This window comes from Pseudomonas sp. SMN11, assembly GCF_052041945.1.
Lineage (GTDB): Bacteria > Pseudomonadota > Gammaproteobacteria > Pseudomonadales > Pseudomonadaceae > Aquipseudomonas.
In genome coordinates, this window is the sequence record NZ_JBKGGW010000023.1 from 33395 (window position 1) to 48858 (window position 15464).

Genomic DNA, 15464 nt, shown 5'->3' on the forward strand with positions numbered 1-15464 from the left:
GCAGCGCCCGGGGCCAGGGCCGAGGGTTGCACCCGATGAGCACGATAGAGCAATTCAGGCACGAAACCCGTGCCTGGCTGGAAGCCAACTGCCCGCAGTCGATGCGCACCGCCATGGGCGAAGGCGATGTGGTCTGGGGCGCCAGCCAGCCGCAGTTCGCCAATGAAGATGCGCGCCTGTGGTTCGAGCGCATGCGCGACAAGCGCTGGTTCTGCCCCGAATGGCCCGAGGCCTACGGCGGTGCCGGGCTGGATGCCGAGCAGCTGGCGGTGCTGGAAAGCGAGATGCGCCGCCTCAAGTGCCGGCCGCCGCAGATCAACCTGGGCATCTGGATGCTCGGGCCGGTGTTGCTGGCCTATGGCAGCGAGGAGCAGAAGCGCAGCCTGCTGCGGCCCATGGCGCGGGGCGAGGTGCGCTGGTGCCAGGGCTTCTCCGAACCCAATGCCGGCTCCGACCTGGCCAGCCTGAAGATGGCCGCCCGTGACGCCGGCGATCACTTCGTGGTCGATGGCAGCAAGATCTGGACTTCCTACGGCGACAAGTCCGACTGGATGTACGCGCTGGTGCGCACCGACAGCCAGGCGCCCAAGCACGAAGGCATCAGCCTGATCGTGCTGGACATGCGCAGCCCCGGGGTCAAGCCGGTGCCGATCGACCTGATCAGCGGCAAGTCGGCGTTCTGCCAGGTGTTCTTCGATGGCGTGAAAGTGCCCAAGAGCCAGCTGATCGGCCCGCTCAATGGCGGCTGGAACCTCGGCAAGTACCTGCTGCAGCACGAGCGCAAGGCCATGTCGAAGTTCGGCGAGTTCAGCCTGCCGTCGCACTTCGACCTGCTGGCCCTGCTGCGCGAATACCTGCCGCAGCCACGCAGCCAGGGCGAGCTGGCGTTGCAGGCGCGGGCGGTGGCCTGCGCCATGGACGAGCATGCCTATGGCCTGACGGTGCAGCGCATGGCCGAGGAGGGGCGTGCCGGAGACGACATCAGCGGCCTGATGGCGATCATGAAGCTGCTGCACACCGAACAGGAGCGCGACAAGTTCGAGGTGCTGCTCGACGCCATGGGTGGCCACGCCCTCGGCTGGCAGGCCCCGGGCTTCAGCGAGCGCGAGCTGGCGGTGACCCGCGCCTGGCTCAACAGCTACGCGCTGACCATTTCCGGGGGGGCATCGGAAGTGCAGCTCAATGTCATCGCCAAGCGCGTGCTTGGTTTGCCCGACGGCAAGAAAGGAGTGTCGGCATGAACCTGCGTTACAACGAAGAACAACGCCTGCTGGCCGACAGTGCTCGCGACTTTCTCGCCGCGCGCAGCCCGGTGGCGGCGCAGCGGCGCCTGCGTGACCAGGGCGTGGCGCAAGGCTTCGACAGCCAGCTGTGGCGCGATGCGGTCGAGCTGGGCTGGAGCGCCATACCGTTTGCCGAGCACCTCGGCGGGCTGGACTTCGGCTGCATGGGCCTGGGGCCGATCTTCGAGGCCAAGGGCCAGCACCTGTCGGCGACGCCCTTGTTGTCCAGCGTGGTCCTGGCCGGCTCGCTGCTGGCCCTGGCCGGTTCGGCGCAGCAGCAGGGCGACTGGCTGCAGGCGGTGATCCAGGGTGAGCGGCGCCTGGCCCTGGCGCTGGAGGAGGGCGCTCGCCACCGCCCCAGTGACGTGGCCGTAGCTGCGCTCGCCGAGGGCGGCGGTTATCGCCTGAGCGGGGAAAAGTTCTGGGTCATCGATGGCGTCGGTGCCGATGCCTACGTGGTGGCGGCGCGTACCGCCGGCCAGCCGGGCGAAGCGCAGGGCATCAGCCTGTTCCTGGTGCCGGCCGACACCCCCGGCGTGCAGTGCACGGCGCTGCCCCTGATCGACTCGCGCAACAGCGGGCGCCTGCGCCTGGACCAGGTGCGCGTGGGCCACGATGCGCTGCTGGGGGAGGCCGGCGCGGCCTGGGCGGTGCTGGACGCCGTGCTCGACCGCGGCCGGGCCTGCCTGGCGGCGGAGTTGCTGGGCGCTGCGCAGCAGCTGTTCGAAACCACCGTGGAATACCTCAAGACGCGCGTGCAGTTCGACGTGCCGATCGGCTCGTTCCAGGCCCTGCAGCACCGCGCCGCGCACCTGTACACCGAGCTGGCCCTGGCGCGCAGTGCGGTGATGGCCGGCCTTTCGGCACTCGACGACCCGCAACTGGACGCCGCCCGGCGCGGGCGGCTGGTCAGCCTGGCCAAGTGGAAGGCCGGCGATACCGCACTGCAGGTTGCCAACGAAGCCGTGCAGATGCATGGCGGCATCGGCGTCACCGACGAGCTGGATGTCGGCCTGTACCTCAAGCGGGTGCGGGTGGCCCAGGCCAGCCTGGGTGACCGCGACTTCCATTGCGAACGCTATGCCGCCCTCGACGCGGCCTGCGCCTGAGCCCAGCGGCTGGAGAACCCTGATGAGCATTGACCATTGGCGGCAGGCCTGGGCGCAGTTGATCGCCCCCGGCTCACCGTTTGAAGTGATGACCCCGGCCGCAGGTGGCCCGCGGCATTTTCGCCATGCGCCGCGCAACCTGCTGCAGGTGATCGACGCCGCTCGGGTGCATGGCGACAAAGAGTTTGTTGTCTGGCAACAGCAGCGACTGAGCTTTGCCGAGTATTTCGACGCGGTCGACCGCCTGGCCGGCCAGCTGGCAGGCCGCCTGGGCCTGCGCCCTGGCGAGCGGGTGGCGATTGCCATGCGCAACCAGCCGGCCTGGCTGGTGGCGTTCGCCGCCATCCAGCGCTGCGGCGCGGTGTGCGTGCCGCTCAACAGTTGGGGCCTGCACGCTGAGCTGTTGCATGGCGTGGAGGACAGCGGTGCACGCCTGCTGATCGGCGACGATGCGCGCCTGACCTTGCTCCAGGGCAACCTGGCCGCAGCCGGGCGGACCTTCATCGTGGTCGGGCGCGGCGCCGATGCCGGGCTGCCTGCGCATTGCCTGCGCTACGAAGACCTGCTGGCGGCCGAACCGCTGCCGCTGGCCGCCGTGGACCTGGCGCCTGAGGCCCCGGCGCTGATCCTCTACACCTCCGGCACCACCAGCCGCGCCAAGGGCGTGTTGTCCAGCCACGGGGCGATCTGCCAGGCGCTGACCGCGCTGGAGTTCCAGGGCGCATTCTGCGCGCTGACCTCGCCCGAGCGGGTGGCGGGCATGCTCGGCAGTGGCTTTGCCTCGACCACCCTGATGGCGGTGCCGCTGTTCCATGTCAGCGGCCTGCACGCGCAGTTCCTCTCGGCCTTGCGCGGCGGTCGGCGCCTGCTGCTGATGTACAAGTGGGATGCCGAGCAGGCGCTGGACCTGATCCGCGACGAGCGCTGCACCCAGTTCAATGGCGCCCCGGTGATGATGCAGCAGCTGCTGGCCTCGCCCCGCTATGACAGCAGCGACACCGCCAGCCTGTTCGGCCTGGGCCTGGGCGGCGGTGCCTCGTCGGCCGGGCTGCTGGACGAAATGCTGGTGCGCAGGCCCCAGGTGATTGCCGGCAGTGGCTACGGCCTGACCGAAAGCAACGGCATCGGTGCGGCGATTGGCGGCGACCTGTTCGCTTACTGCCCGGCCAGCGCCGGCTGGCCATTGCCGATTGTCGAGGTGTGCATCGGCGATGACCCCTTGCAGCCGCTGCCGGCCGGCCGCGAAGGGCTGATCTGGCTGCGTTCGCCGACCTTGATGCAGGGCTACTGGAACCTCGCCGAGGTTAGCCACCAGACCCTGCGCGACGGCTGGCTCGACACTGGCGACCTCGGTTACCTCGACGACGAGGGCTTCCTGTACATCAGCGGCCGGGTCAAGGACCTGATTAACCGCGGTGGCGAGAAGATTTCCGCGGCCGAGATCGAAACCTGCGTCAGCGACATGCCCGGCGTGCTGGAAGCGGCAGCGTTCGCCGTCGCCGACCCGCTGCACGGCGAAGTGGTGGCGCTGGCGATCCATGGCGCTGCGGCGAGCTTGCCGGCCGTCGAGCAGGTGCGCACGTTCATCGCCCAGCGCCTGGCGGCCTACAAGGTGCCGGCGCAGGTCTACCGCGTCGACCAGCCGTTGCCCCGCAATGCCACCGGCAAGGTGCTCAAGGCCGAACTCAAGGCACGTCTGGGCAGCGCGTGATGTTTAGTCCCTCCGGACGATGCCGCGCCGGCTGGAACCGGAACAATGAAGCCATACCACACGCCTTATCAGCGAAGGAGGCAGTACATGAAAACAACAACAACGGTAATGCTCGCAGCCGCTCTGACCCTCAACAGCGGGCTGGTCACCAGCGCTCACGCCGCCGTGCCACCGGCGGAGGCCGCCCGTCTGGGCAAGGACCTGACCTGCGTCGGCGCCGAGCAGGCCGGCAATGCCGAAGGTACCATCCCGCCCTACACCGGCAAGTACCTGGGCGAGGTGCCGGGCTGGAACCACGTCAAGTTCTCCGGTGACCAGCCGGTGGACCCGTATGCCAATGAAAAGCCGATCCTGGTGATCACCGCGCAGAACATGGACCAGTACGCCGCGCACCTGACCGACGGGCAAAAGGCGCTGCTGAAGAAGTACCCGACCAGCTACAAGATGAACATCTACCCGGGCCATCGCGACTTCCGTTACCCCGACTACGTGTGCCGACGGGTCATGGACAATGCCCTGCATGCCCAGCTGGTCAACGACGGGCTGGGTGTCGAAGGGCTGGGCCAGGTGCCTTTCCCGATTCCCAAGAACGGCATGGAGGTGTTGTGGAACCACCAGCTGCCGGCCCGTGCCTACACCGAGGAGAAGATTTCCGACCTTGCCTCGGTCCTGCCCAACGGCAGCATCGGCTGGGGCCGCGCCCATGCGCGCAACCTGTCACAGGCCAATTCGCCGACCGTGGAGCCAAAGACCTCCGACATGATCCAGGCGATGAGCTACAACACCACGCTCAAGCCGGCCCGTGACAACGGCGTGATCAGCATTGCCCACGAGCCCTACAACTTCGTCACCTCGTCGCGCCAGGCCTGGGCCTACAGCCCGTCGACCCGGCGCGTGCGGCAGATGCCGGGGTACGGTTACGACCAGCCGATGATCGGCACCAATGGCACCATGACGGTGGATGAGGACCGCCTGTTCAACGGTGCGCCGGAGCGTTACACCTGGAAGCTGCTGGGCAAGCGCGAAATCTACAGCCCGGCCAATGCTTTCAAGGCCAACGCTGGCACGGTCAAGTACGCCGAACTGCTGACGCCGAACCATCCCAACCCTGAGTTCATGCGTTACGAGCTGCGCCGGGTGTGGGTGGTTGAGGCCGACCTGAAGGAAGGCTACCGCCATGTGTATGGCAAGCGCGTGCTGTTCATTGATGAGGACACCTGGAACGCGGTGATGGCCGACAACTACGATGCCCGTGGGCAGCTGTGGAAGCACGCCATGATCAACTACTACTACCACCCGGACATGAGCGGCTGGCAGGCGGGGTCGCAGTTTTTCATGGACTTGAATTCGGGGCAGTACACCGGGTACGGAATGACCAACGAGGCGAAGAAGGGGCCGATTCTGAACGAGAGCAAGTTTACGCCGGACATGTATACCGCCGATGCGGCGCGGGCGATTGGGCGTTGATGGGTTGATGTACCGGAAGTGAACAAGGCCCGGCGGGGGTGACCCTGCCGGGCCTTTCTGTCTCTGCAGTGGTTTATTTGGGAGATTGAGTGAGGGCTGACAGGTGCCTGTCTTGCTCAATTTGCCAAGGCTGGCGCGAGATCCTGTGGGAGCCGCGCTTGCCGGCGATGGGCCGCAAAGCGGCCCCACGATTTCAAGGTTGTTGCATAAATTGCCGGGGCCGCTTTGCGGCCCATCGCCGGCAAGCGCGGCTCCCACAAGTACAGCGTACGCCTGGAAAATGGTGTTAATCCTGTGGGCCAAATCTCTTGAGGGAGGCACCCCGGCCCCTACACCGCTACCGCGCCAACTACCTTGGCACCCGCCAAACCCTTGATCTGCGCCCGATACCGCGGCAACGCAATAGCCAGAAACACCGCCGCCAACACCAGCAACACCACCGAAGCCGCCAGCGCATACCGCAGCGATTCCCCCTGCAAACTCGGCAGGAACAGATCGCTGAGCATCCCGATCAACAACGGCCCCAGGCCAACCCCCAGCAACGTCATGGCCATGACAAAAATCGCCGTGGCCTGAGCCAGTCGATTCGCCGGGAACAGATGGGTGATCGCCCCCAGGCACGGCGTCGCCCACCACACCCCAAAGAACCCGAACGCACTGTAGAACAGGAACGCCTGGGGCACCGGCGTATCGCCGATGTAGAAGGCAATACCCTGCGGCCACAGGAAATAGGCCAGGGCAAACGGAATGCTCAGCAGCGTCCCCAGCAGCGGCACGCCGATCTGCCAGCCGACATCGCGCCGGGCCAGCCGGTCGGTGAGCATGCCGCACACCAGGGTGCCGATGGTCGAACCGCTGCCGCCGATCACCCCCACCAGGAAGCCCGCCTGCTGCATGTTCAGGCCGTGGGAGCGAATCAGGAAGCTCGGGCTCCAGGTACCGATGGCATAGCCGGCGATCGCCGCCGCGCCACCGGTCAGCACCAGCCACGGGAATGACGGCATGCGCAGCAGCTCGCCCAGGGTCTGCAGCCAGCCTTCGGCCGGCGCCGCGCTGGCCTGCTGCAGCCGCACCGGTTTGGGGGCGCGCACGGTCAGCAACAGCAGCAGGCCGAGCAGGATGCCAGGCGCGCCGATCAGCAGGAACGCATAGCGCCAGCCATGCTGCTGGGCAATCCAGCCGCCCAGGCCGAGGCCGACGATGGCGCCTAGGCTCGAACCGAGCATCAGTACTGCCAGGGCGGTGGAGCGGCGCTGCGGCGGGTACAGGTCGGAGACCATCGCCACCGACGGCGCGGTGCCGCCAGCTTCACCGATGGCCACGCCGATCCGCGCCAGCACCAGGGTGAAGAAGCTGCCAGCCATGCCGCAGAGCATGGTCATCAGGCTCCAGGCCATGCAGCTGAAGGCAATCACCGGCTTGCGGCCGATGCGGTCCGACAGGCGTCCCAGGGGCAGGCCGAACACCGTGTAGAACACCGCGAAGGTCACCCCTGAGAGCAGCCCGATGCCGGTGTCGGAAATGCCGAATTCAAGCTTGACCGGCTCGATCAGGATCGCCATCAGCTGGCGGTCGATGTAGTTGAAAACATAGATGCTGGCCAGCACCAGCAAGGCGTAGTGAGTACGCCAGGTCACGGGAGGGGATGGGTTCACAGCACAGCTCCGCTTCTTGTTTTAGGTGCGCCCGATGCTCGGCGCATATCGGCGAGATTTCATCGTCTGTTCAGACCAGTTTCGCCGCTGGGCCGGGGCCTTGGCCAGCCCTGCAGCGGGTACTGCAGGACTAGTCTCGACGGACGATGTTTCGCACCTGGCCAGGGTGAATCATTCAGCTCATCTCCGGTGTCGCGCGCCCCTTGCGCACCGGCAACAAGAAGAGTGAAGGAGCTGAAATGAGCATCTTGTTCGAGCCTGTGCGGCTGGGTGACCTGCAGTTGGCAAACCGCATCGTCATGGCCCCGATGACCCGCAGCCGTGCCGACCGCCAAGGTGTGCCGGGCAGCGACATGGTCGCCTACTACCGCCAGCGGGCCAGCGCCGGGCTGATCGTGGCCGAAGGCACCGCGCCTTCGGCCAGCGGCCTGGGCTACTGCCGCACCCCGGCCATCTACAGCGCCGAACAGATAGCAGGCTGGCGCCAGGTGACCCGCGCCGTGCACGCCGAAGGTGGGCGCATCGTGCTGCAGCTGATGCACGTCGGGCGCGCCGCCAGCCACCATAACAAGCCGCTCGGCGCCGCCACGGTGGCGCCCTCGGCAATCCGCGCGCGCACCCAGCTGTTCAGCGACACGGCCGGCATGGTCGACACCGAGATGCCCGAGGCGCTGTCCCTTGAGGGCATCGCCGGGGTGATCGACGACTATCGCCGCGCCGCGCTGAATGCCCGCGAGGCGGGCTTCGATGGCGTCGAGCTGCACTGCACCAGCGGTTACCTGCCCATGCAGTTCATGGCCGCCAGCAGCAACCAGCGCGACGATGCATACGGTGGCGACGCCCGCAACCGGGTGCGCTTCGCTGCAGAGGTGCTGGCGGCCATGGCGGGCGTCATCGGAGCAGGCCGGGTGGGCCTGCGCCTGTGCCCGGGCAACCCCTACAACGACATCGACGACCACGAGCCGGCCGTGACCAGTGCGGCGCTGTGTGCGGCGGTGGCGCCCTTGAACCTGGCCTACCTGCATGTCATGCGCTCGCCGCTGCCGGGGCTCGATGCGTTCGCCCTGGCGCGCAGCAGCAGCGCCCAGGCGCTGATCCTCAACGATGGCTTCGACGGTGCCTCGGCGCAGGCTGCGCTGGCGGCCGGGGAGGGCGCGGCGGTGTCCTTCGGGCGGCACTTCATCGGCAACCCTGACCTGGTCGAGCGCCTGCGCCACGGGCGGCCCCTGGCCGGCTTCGACCGCAAGACCCTGTACACCCCTGGGGCCCGCGGCTACAGCGATTACCCCCGCTGGCAGGCCAGCGCGGAGGTGACGCAATGAACCTGCCTCAAGCACTGCACGCCCCGGCGCAACAGCCGGTCAGCCGTGAGCAGACCCAGGCCCTGCTCGACCTGCGCAGCGCTGCCAGCGCGCAGATCAAGCCACGCGACCTGTACACCCTGGCCGACCGTCTGGAAGCGCAGGCCGATCGCCAAGGCGAGCGCCCGTTCCTCATCTATGGCGAGCAGGTGCTCAGCTACGCCGAAGTCGACCGCCTGGCCGACCAGGTGGCCCATGCCTGCCTGGCCCGTGGGCTGCGCCCCGGTGACGTGTGCGCCCTGGCCATGGAGAACCGCCCGGCGTTCTTCGCCTGCTGGTTCGGCCTGGTCAAGCTCGGCGTGGTGGTAGCGTTCATCAACACGCAGGTGGCCGGCAAACCCTTGGTGCATGCGCTGCAAACCACCCACGCCAAGGCCCTGCTGGTCGGTGAGGAGTGCCTGGGCAACCTGCAGGCGACCGAAGGCTTGCCGCCGCTGCCGGTGTGGCTGGTCGATGACGCCGAACAGCCTTGGCCGGGTGAGCTACCGGCCGGTATCGACACCACGTTCGCCCAGGACCTCGCCGCCGCACCGCGCAGTCGCTTCCCGCGGGCGCTGCGTGCGGATATCGAGGCCCAGGCGCCGACCCTGCTCATCTTCACCTCGGGCACCACCGGCCTGCCGAAAGCGGCGCGCTATAGCCACATGCGCTGGATGTCGTCGGGCGATGTGATGGAAGTGACCTTGCAGGCCACCCACGCCGATGTGTTCTATTGCTGCCTGCCGCTGTACCACGGCGCGGCCGCCACCTCGGTCACCTCCACGGCCCTGCGCGTGGGCGCAAGCATCGTGGTGCGGCGCAAGTTCAGCGTGCGCGAGTTCTGGAACGACGTGACGCGCCATCGCATCAGCGTGTTCCAGTACATCGGCGAAATCTGCCGCTACTTGCTCAATCGCCCGCCCCAGGCCGGGGAGCGCGAGCACAGCCTGCGCTGCATGCTCGGCGCCGGCCTGTCGGCGGAGGCCTGGCAACGCTGGGTCGAGCGCTTCGGCCCGATCCAGGTGTTCGAAGGCTGGGGCGCCACCGAGGCCAACACCAACCTGATCAACGTCGACAACTACCTCGGTTCCTGCGGCCGGGTGCCGGACTGGAACCGTACCAACCTGCGCCTGGTGCGCTACGACGTGGAGAACGACTGCCACCCACGCGATGCCAACGGCTTCTACCAGCTGTGCGAAGTCGGTGAGGTGGGCGAGGCCATGGGCTTTATCGTCGACCATCCCGACATCGGCGGCGGCCGCTTCGAGGGCTATACCTGCGCGGCAGCCACCGAGAGCAAGATCCGCCGCAATGTGCTGCAGGCTGGCGATGCCTGGTGGAGCTCGGGCGACCTGCTGCGCCAGGATGCCGATGGCTATTGTTACTTCGTCGACCGCATTGGCGACACCTTCCGCTGGAAGAGCGAGAACGTCTCCACCCAGGAGGTGGCCGATGCCCTCAGCGATTTGCCGGGCCTGGAACTGATCAACGTCTACGGCGTGCAGGTGCCGGAGCACGAGGGCAGGGCGGGGATGGCCGCCGTGCTGATGCAGCCGGGGGAGGTGTTCGCCCCGCAGGCGTTCTACCAGCTGACCGAAGCGCGCCTGCCGCGCTATGCCGCGCCGCTGTTCGTGCGGGTTAGTGCGGCGGCAGACCTGACCAGCACCTTCAAGCTGCGCAAGGTCGACCTGCAGCGCCAGGGCTACTGCCCGCAAGCCTGCGCCGACCCGCTGTTCATCCGCGACGAAGGCAATGCCACGTATCAGCCCTATTCGCTGGAGATGCTGGCCCAAGTCGGCCTGCCAGCCTTCGTCGGTGGCCAACATGGCTGAGCTCAACGCGCAAGGCCACGAACTGGCGAGCGGCCTGCGCTACCCCTGGCCGCAGGCGCAGGGCAGTGGCGAGTGGCGCGAGGTGCTGAACGGCGTGTGGTGGCTGCGCATGCCGCTGCCGTACCGCCTCGACCACATCAACCTGTACCTGCTGCGCCATGGCGACGGCTGGGTGGTGGTGGACACCGGCATGAACACCGCGCAGACCCGTGACGCCTGGGAGCAGGTGTTCACCGGGCTGTTCGCCGGGCAGCCGGTGCTGGCGGTGATCTGCACCCATTACCACTCCGACCATGCCGGCGTCGCCGCCTGGCTCGCAGAACGCTACCGCTGCCCGATCTACATGACCGCCAGCGAGTACCGCTCGCTGTACATCACGGTGCCCGCGGGGCAGGCGCCGGGTTGGGATTTCCACGACTTCCACGCCAAGGCGGGCTTTACCGACGCGCAGATCGACGAGCTGTACCGGTTGATCCAGAGCGGCCACTTCCGCCCCCTGAATTTCAACAGCTACCGGCGCCTGCAAGACGGCGACCGCCTGCCCATCGGCAACCGCCAGTGGCGCGTGGTGGTGGGGCGTGGCCATTCCCCCGAGCACGCCTGCCTGTATGCCGAAGACGGCAGCGTGCTGATTGCCGGCGACCAGGTGCTGCCTCGCATCACCCCGACGGTGGGGGTGCATGCTACCGAGCCCGAGGCCGACCCGCTGCGTGACTGGCTGGCCTCGCTCGAACACCTGCGCAGGCTGCCCGACAGCGTGCTGGTGCTGCCGGCCCACGAGCGGCCGTTCTACAACCTGCATGCGCGCCTGGACCAGTTGCAGGCGCATCACCAGGCCCAGCTGTCGCGCCTGTTGGCCAGCTGTGATGCGCCGCGTAGCGCGCTCGAGCTGATGGCCGTGCTGTTCCCCAGGCTGTCAGGGCGTTTCGACGAACTGATGGCGCTTGGCGAAACGTTGGCCCATGCCAACTACCTCATGACCGAAGGGCTGCTGGTGCGCGAGCTGCACCAGGCGCACTACCGCTACCGCCGTGGCACCCCGGGGCAACCCGCAGCCGCGCCCGGCCCGACGGCAACGTTGACCATTCCAGGCAGCCAGCCGGTTGCCCTTCAGGAGAGTCCGTGTGATCGACAAGAACAACAATAACGATACTGGCCTTGCCAGCCGCGGCTTGCCGCTGGCCGGCCTGACGGCGGCGATTGCCCTGGCATCGGCGTCGGCCTGGGCGGGGGAGACCATCGAGTTCGACAATGGCGCCACCATCGACTGGTCGGTGACCACCAGCTACGGCATCGGCGTGCGCCTGGCCAAGCCCAGCGACCGCCTGATGGGGGTCAACGCCGACGACGGTGACCGCAACTTCAACCAGGGCAGCCTGACCACCAACCGCCTGGGCGCACTGGGCGAGATGATCATGCGCATGGACAACTATGGCGCCGTGGTGCGCGCCAGTACCTTCTACGACGACGTCTACCACCGCAAGAACGACAACGACTCGCCGGCCACCGTCAACAAGGACGGTGACAACGATGAATTCACCAGCGACGCCAAGTACTACAGCGGTGGCCGTACCCGCCTGCTGGATGCCTACGTGTTCGGCGGCTGGCGCTTCGACAACGACTCGATGCTCGACGTCAAGGCCGGCCGCCATATCGAGTCCTGGGGCGAGAGCCTGTACTACCCCGGGGTCAACGGCGTGCAGAACCCCTCCGACGCGGTCAAGGCCGCGCAACCCGGGGTCGAGGTCAAGGAAGTGCTGCTGCCGGTGGGCCAGGTGTCGGCCTCGTACCGCTTCAACCCGCAGTTCACCTTCGGTGCCTATATGCAGTACGAGTGGAAGGGCACCGAGCTGGCCCCGGTGGGCAGCTACCTGTCGGGCACCGACGTGATTGGCCCGGGCCGCGAGTTCCTGATCACGCCGACCGGCAACGTGCCGTACCGTGGCACCGATGAGCCCCGCGACAGTGGCCAGTGGGGCGTGCAGCTGCGCTACCGGCCGGTGCCGGCCCTGGAACTGTCGCTGTTCCACGTCAACTACCACGACAAGAACCCGGCCACCGCGCTGGTGGGCTACAGCCCGGTGCCGGTGGGGGGCGGCCTGTTTGCCTTCGCTGCCAACGGCTACCGGGTGAAGTACTTCGAGGACATCAAGCTCACCGGTATCAGCGCTTCGACCAAGCTCGGCGAGACCCAGATCGGCGGCGAATGGTCGTACCGCGACGGTGCACCGGTGATGGTCAACACCGGCCTGGGGCCGACCCCGGCGCGCGGCAAGGGCCAGCAGTTCCAGCTCTCGGCCATGCGCGTGCTGGGCGACCGGCCATGGGCCAGCCAGACCACCCTCACCGGCGAGATCATCCACGTCAAGGTCGACAGCGTCGACGCCACTTCCGCAGCCGGCAACCTGCAGGGCGTGGCGTTGCTGCCGAGCCTGGCGCCGCTGGTTGCGGCCTCCGACGACTACACCTACAAGACCTCGACCGGCTGGCGCTCCCGGAACGCCAGCGCCTACACCGTTGGCGCGTCGTTCAGTTACCCGGGGGTGTTCCAGGGCTGGGACCTGGAAGTGCCGGTGCGCTTCTCCAATGTGTTCAGCGGCTCGACGCCCATGGCCGGGAGCATTTCCGGTGTGCAGGGTGACCGCCGCATCAGCGTGGGCACCACTTTCAAGTACCTGGGCAACCTGGAAGCCGCGCTGACCTATGTCGGCTACCTCGGCTCGCCAGACGCGATCAAGCGGCCCTACGCCGACCGTGACTACGCCACTTTCTCGTTGAAATACACCTTCTGACCGATCACCTGACAACGCTGGCGCCCGCGGGCGCTGGCATGGAGGCACCATGGGGCTCAAAGGCCACGCAGCAATAGTCGGTACTGCGCAGTACAAGCCGGAAAAATACGCCACGGCACCGAAGATGTTCCACCTCGAACAGGTCGCCGACCTGGCCGCCCAGGCCCTGCGCGATGCCGGCTTGCAAGCCTCGGACCTGGATGGCCTGGTGATCAACGGGCCGCAGTTCCACGAAGCCTCGGTGTTCGTCCCGGCCATGGCCGCCGAATACCTGGGCCTGCGGCTGAATTTCGCCGAAGTGGTCGACCTGGGGGGCTGCACCTCGGTCGGCATGGTCTGGCGCGCCGCTGCCGCCATCGAACTGGGCCTGTGCCAGGCGGTGCTGTGCGTGCTGCCGGCGCGCATGGCACCCTTGGGGCCGGATGAAGACGCTGGCTGGATGGCCCGGGCCATGCGCTTTGGCGGGCATAGCACGGCGTTCGGCGCCCCGGAGGCGGAATTCGACCTGCCCTACGGACACATGGGCCAGAACACCGGCTACGCGATGATCGCCCAGCGCTACGCCGCGCAGTTCGGCTACGACCCACGGGCCCTGGCGAAAATCGCCGTGGACCAGCGGACCAACGCCCAGGCCAACCCGCAGGCGATGTTCTTCGGCCAGCCGCTGACCGTGGAACAGGTGCTGGCCAGCCGCATGGTCGCCGACCCGCTGCACGTGCTGGAGATCGTCATGCCGGTGGCTGGCGGCGCGGCGCTGATCATCACCAACAAGGAACTGGCGGCGCGTGCACGCAAACGCCCGGCGTACATCACCGGCTTCGGCGAGCACCTGGCGTTCAAGTCGCCGACCTACGCCGAGGACATGGTGCACACACCGGTCGGCCCGGCCTCGCGCCGCGCCTTCGCCATGGCCGGGCTGAAACCGGCCGACGTCGATGCCGCGCAGATCTACGACTGCTACACCATCACCGCCTTGCTGACCCTCGAAGACGCCGGCTTCTGCGGCAAGGGCGAGGGCATGGCGTTTGTCCGCGAGCACGACCTGACCTGGCGCGGCGACTTCCCCATGAACACCCATGGCGGCCAGCTCAGCTTCGGTCAGGCCGGCTCGGCCGGCGGCATGTCCCAGGTCATCGAGGCGGTCACGCAGATCGCCGGGGCCGCGGGCGAACGCCAGTTGCAGCGCTGCGACAGCGTCTACGTCTCCGGTACCGGCGGCGTGATGAGCGAGCAGGGCGCTTTGATTCTTCAGGGAGCATGACGATCATGTCGAACAACAAACCGATGCCCGTGGCGACCGAGATCTCCGCGCCGTTCTGGGAAGGGCTCAAGGCCCGCCGCCTGCTGGTTCAGCAGTGTGGCGCCTGTGACCAATGGCTGTTCTACCCGCGCCGGCACTGCCCGGCCTGCCTGGTGCCGGACCCGGCGTGGCGCGAGGTGAGCGGCCAGGCGACGCTGTACAGCTACACCTTGGCGCGCATTGCGACCCTGCCGGACTTCAGCGATGAAATGCCGCAGAAACTGGCGGTGGTGGAGCTGGCCGAAGGGGTACGGGTCAACACCACCCTGGTGGGCCTGGAGGAAGACCAGATCCGCATCGGCATGCCGTTGCAGCCGGTGTTTGCCGAAGTCGATGGCAAGGGCACCCGGCTGCTGCGCTTTACTGGCCTTGCGCAGGACGCCGCAGCGCTGGAAGCACCACGGGTGGTGGAGGAAGTGGCACCTGTCGAGGCCTCCGAAAACCGCCTGCAGGTCGACTGCCAGGACCAGGCCGCCCTGCAGGCCCTGGTCAGCGAGCAGTACAGCGGCTGGAGCAACAGCCTGCTGGTGGACCAGGCACTGATCGATGCCTTTGCCGAGCTTTCGGGTGACGACTACTGGATCCACACCGACCCTGAGCGGGCCCGGCGCAGCAGCCCGTTTGGTGGCACCATCGCCCACGGCGCGCTGGTGCAGGTGCTGCAGTCGCGGCTGAAGCTGGCGCTGGGCTTTGAGATCACCGGCTTTACCACGCAGATCAACTACGGCTCCGACCGCTTGCGCTTCCCGGCGCCAGTGCCGGCCGGGTCGCGCATTCATGCCCGGGCCCGGGTCAAGGCGGTGGAGCTGAACCAGCGTGGTACTCAGATGACCCTGGAGATCAATACCCACGTGGTCGGCCAGGAGCGGCCGTCGGTGATTAACGACCTGGTGATTCTCTACCAGTGTTGAAGCCCACCGCTGGATGGGACCGGCTGTGTAGGCCAAGCCAAACATTGTTAACCAGTTCAGCATT

The 15464-nt window shown here is 67.4% G+C and carries 11 protein-coding genes; 10 read left to right on the forward strand and 1 reads right to left on the reverse strand.

Features of this window, described 5'->3' with window-relative positions; genetic code table 11:
• Positions 1–35: 35 nt before the first annotated feature.
• The 4 genes from ACLEJU_RS18620 (at position 36) to ACLEJU_RS18635 (ending at position 5570) form a co-directional block, all read left to right on the forward strand.
• Positions 36–1241, forward strand: a complete 1206-nt coding sequence (locus tag ACLEJU_RS18620; RefSeq protein ID WP_435424261.1) for an acyl-CoA dehydrogenase family protein — start codon at positions 36–38, stop codon at positions 1239–1241.
• Positions 1238–2392 (forward strand): acyl-CoA dehydrogenase family protein, encoded by a 1155-nt coding sequence (locus ACLEJU_RS18625; RefSeq protein ID WP_435424260.1) that lies wholly within the window; start codon positions 1238–1240, stop codon positions 2390–2392. Before ACLEJU_RS18620 ends, ACLEJU_RS18625 begins: the two co-directional genes overlap by 4 nt.
• A gap of 22 nt (positions 2393–2414) precedes the next feature.
• A complete protein-coding gene (locus tag ACLEJU_RS18630) occupies positions 2415–4103 on the forward strand; it encodes a class I adenylate-forming enzyme family protein (RefSeq protein ID WP_435424259.1) in 1689 nt (562 codons plus the stop codon).
• Positions 4104–4211: 108 nt separating this feature from the next.
• Positions 4212–5570, forward strand: coding sequence for a DUF1329 domain-containing protein (locus ACLEJU_RS18635; protein ID WP_435424293.1), 1359 nt, complete (start codon positions 4212–4214; stop codon positions 5568–5570).
• A gap of 329 nt (positions 5571–5899) precedes the next feature.
• Here ACLEJU_RS18635 and ACLEJU_RS18640 read toward each other — a convergent pair whose 3' ends face one another.
• On the reverse strand, positions 5900–7225 hold the full coding sequence (locus ACLEJU_RS18640) for a spinster family MFS transporter (protein ID WP_435423476.1): 1326 nt from the start codon (positions 7223–7225) through the stop codon (positions 5900–5902).
• A gap of 239 nt (positions 7226–7464) precedes the next feature.
• On the opposite strand from ACLEJU_RS18640, the gene ACLEJU_RS18645 reads away from it, so the two are divergent.
• Genes ACLEJU_RS18645 through ACLEJU_RS18670 form a run of 6 tightly spaced genes read left to right on the forward strand, consistent with a single transcriptional unit; the run spans position 7465 to position 15400 of the window.
• Positions 7465–8547, forward strand: coding sequence for an alkene reductase (locus tag ACLEJU_RS18645; protein WP_435423477.1), 1083 nt, complete (start codon positions 7465–7467; stop codon positions 8545–8547).
• Positions 8544–10397, forward strand: coding sequence for a long-chain-acyl-CoA synthetase (locus ACLEJU_RS18650; protein WP_435423478.1), 1854 nt, complete (start codon positions 8544–8546; stop codon positions 10395–10397). The genes ACLEJU_RS18645 and ACLEJU_RS18650 overlap by 4 nt, the downstream gene beginning before the upstream one ends.
• Entirely contained in the window at positions 10390–11544 is a 1155-nt protein-coding gene (locus ACLEJU_RS18655) for an MBL fold metallo-hydrolase (protein WP_435423479.1), read from the forward strand. The genes ACLEJU_RS18650 and ACLEJU_RS18655 overlap by 8 nt, the downstream gene beginning before the upstream one ends.
• A complete protein-coding gene (locus ACLEJU_RS18660) occupies positions 11522–13189 on the forward strand; it encodes a DUF1302 domain-containing protein (protein ID WP_435423480.1) in 1668 nt (555 codons plus the stop codon). Before ACLEJU_RS18655 ends, ACLEJU_RS18660 begins: the two co-directional genes overlap by 23 nt.
• A 49-nt stretch (positions 13190–13238) precedes the next feature.
• Positions 13239–14450, forward strand: a complete 1212-nt coding sequence (locus ACLEJU_RS18665) for a thiolase family protein (RefSeq protein ID WP_435423481.1) — start codon at positions 13239–13241, stop codon at positions 14448–14450.
• 5 nt (positions 14451–14455) lie between these two features.
• On the forward strand, positions 14456–15400 hold the full coding sequence (locus ACLEJU_RS18670; protein WP_435423482.1) for an OB-fold domain-containing protein: 945 nt from the start codon (positions 14456–14458) through the stop codon (positions 15398–15400).
• The last annotated feature ends 64 nt before the right edge of the window (positions 15401–15464 follow it).

Bases quoted from the DNA above. Each gene is read 5' to 3' on its own strand.
- ACLEJU_RS18635 (WP_435424293.1), top strand. From the start codon at position 4,212: ATGCTCGCAGCCGCTCTGACCCTCAACAGCGGGCTGGTCACCAGCGCT.
- ACLEJU_RS18620 (WP_435424261.1), top strand. From the start codon at position 36: ATGAGCACGATAGAGCAATTCAGGCACGAAACCCGTGCCTGGCTGGAA.
- ACLEJU_RS18625 (WP_435424260.1), top strand. From the start codon at position 1,238: ATGAACCTGCGTTACAACGAAGAACAACGCCTGCTGGCCGACAGTGCT.
- ACLEJU_RS18645 (WP_435423477.1), top strand. From the start codon at position 7,465: ATGAGCATCTTGTTCGAGCCTGTGCGGCTGGGTGACCTGCAGTTGGCA.
- ACLEJU_RS18630 (WP_435424259.1), top strand. From the start codon at position 2,415: ATGAGCATTGACCATTGGCGGCAGGCCTGGGCGCAGTTGATCGCCCCC.
- ACLEJU_RS18650 (WP_435423478.1), top strand. From the start codon at position 8,544: ATGAACCTGCCTCAAGCACTGCACGCCCCGGCGCAACAGCCGGTCAGC.
- ACLEJU_RS18655 (WP_435423479.1), top strand. From the start codon at position 10,390: ATGGCTGAGCTCAACGCGCAAGGCCACGAACTGGCGAGCGGCCTGCGC.
- ACLEJU_RS18665 (WP_435423481.1), top strand. From the start codon at position 13,239: ATGGGGCTCAAAGGCCACGCAGCAATAGTCGGTACTGCGCAGTACAAG.
- ACLEJU_RS18670 (WP_435423482.1), top strand. From the start codon at position 14,456: ATGTCGAACAACAAACCGATGCCCGTGGCGACCGAGATCTCCGCGCCG.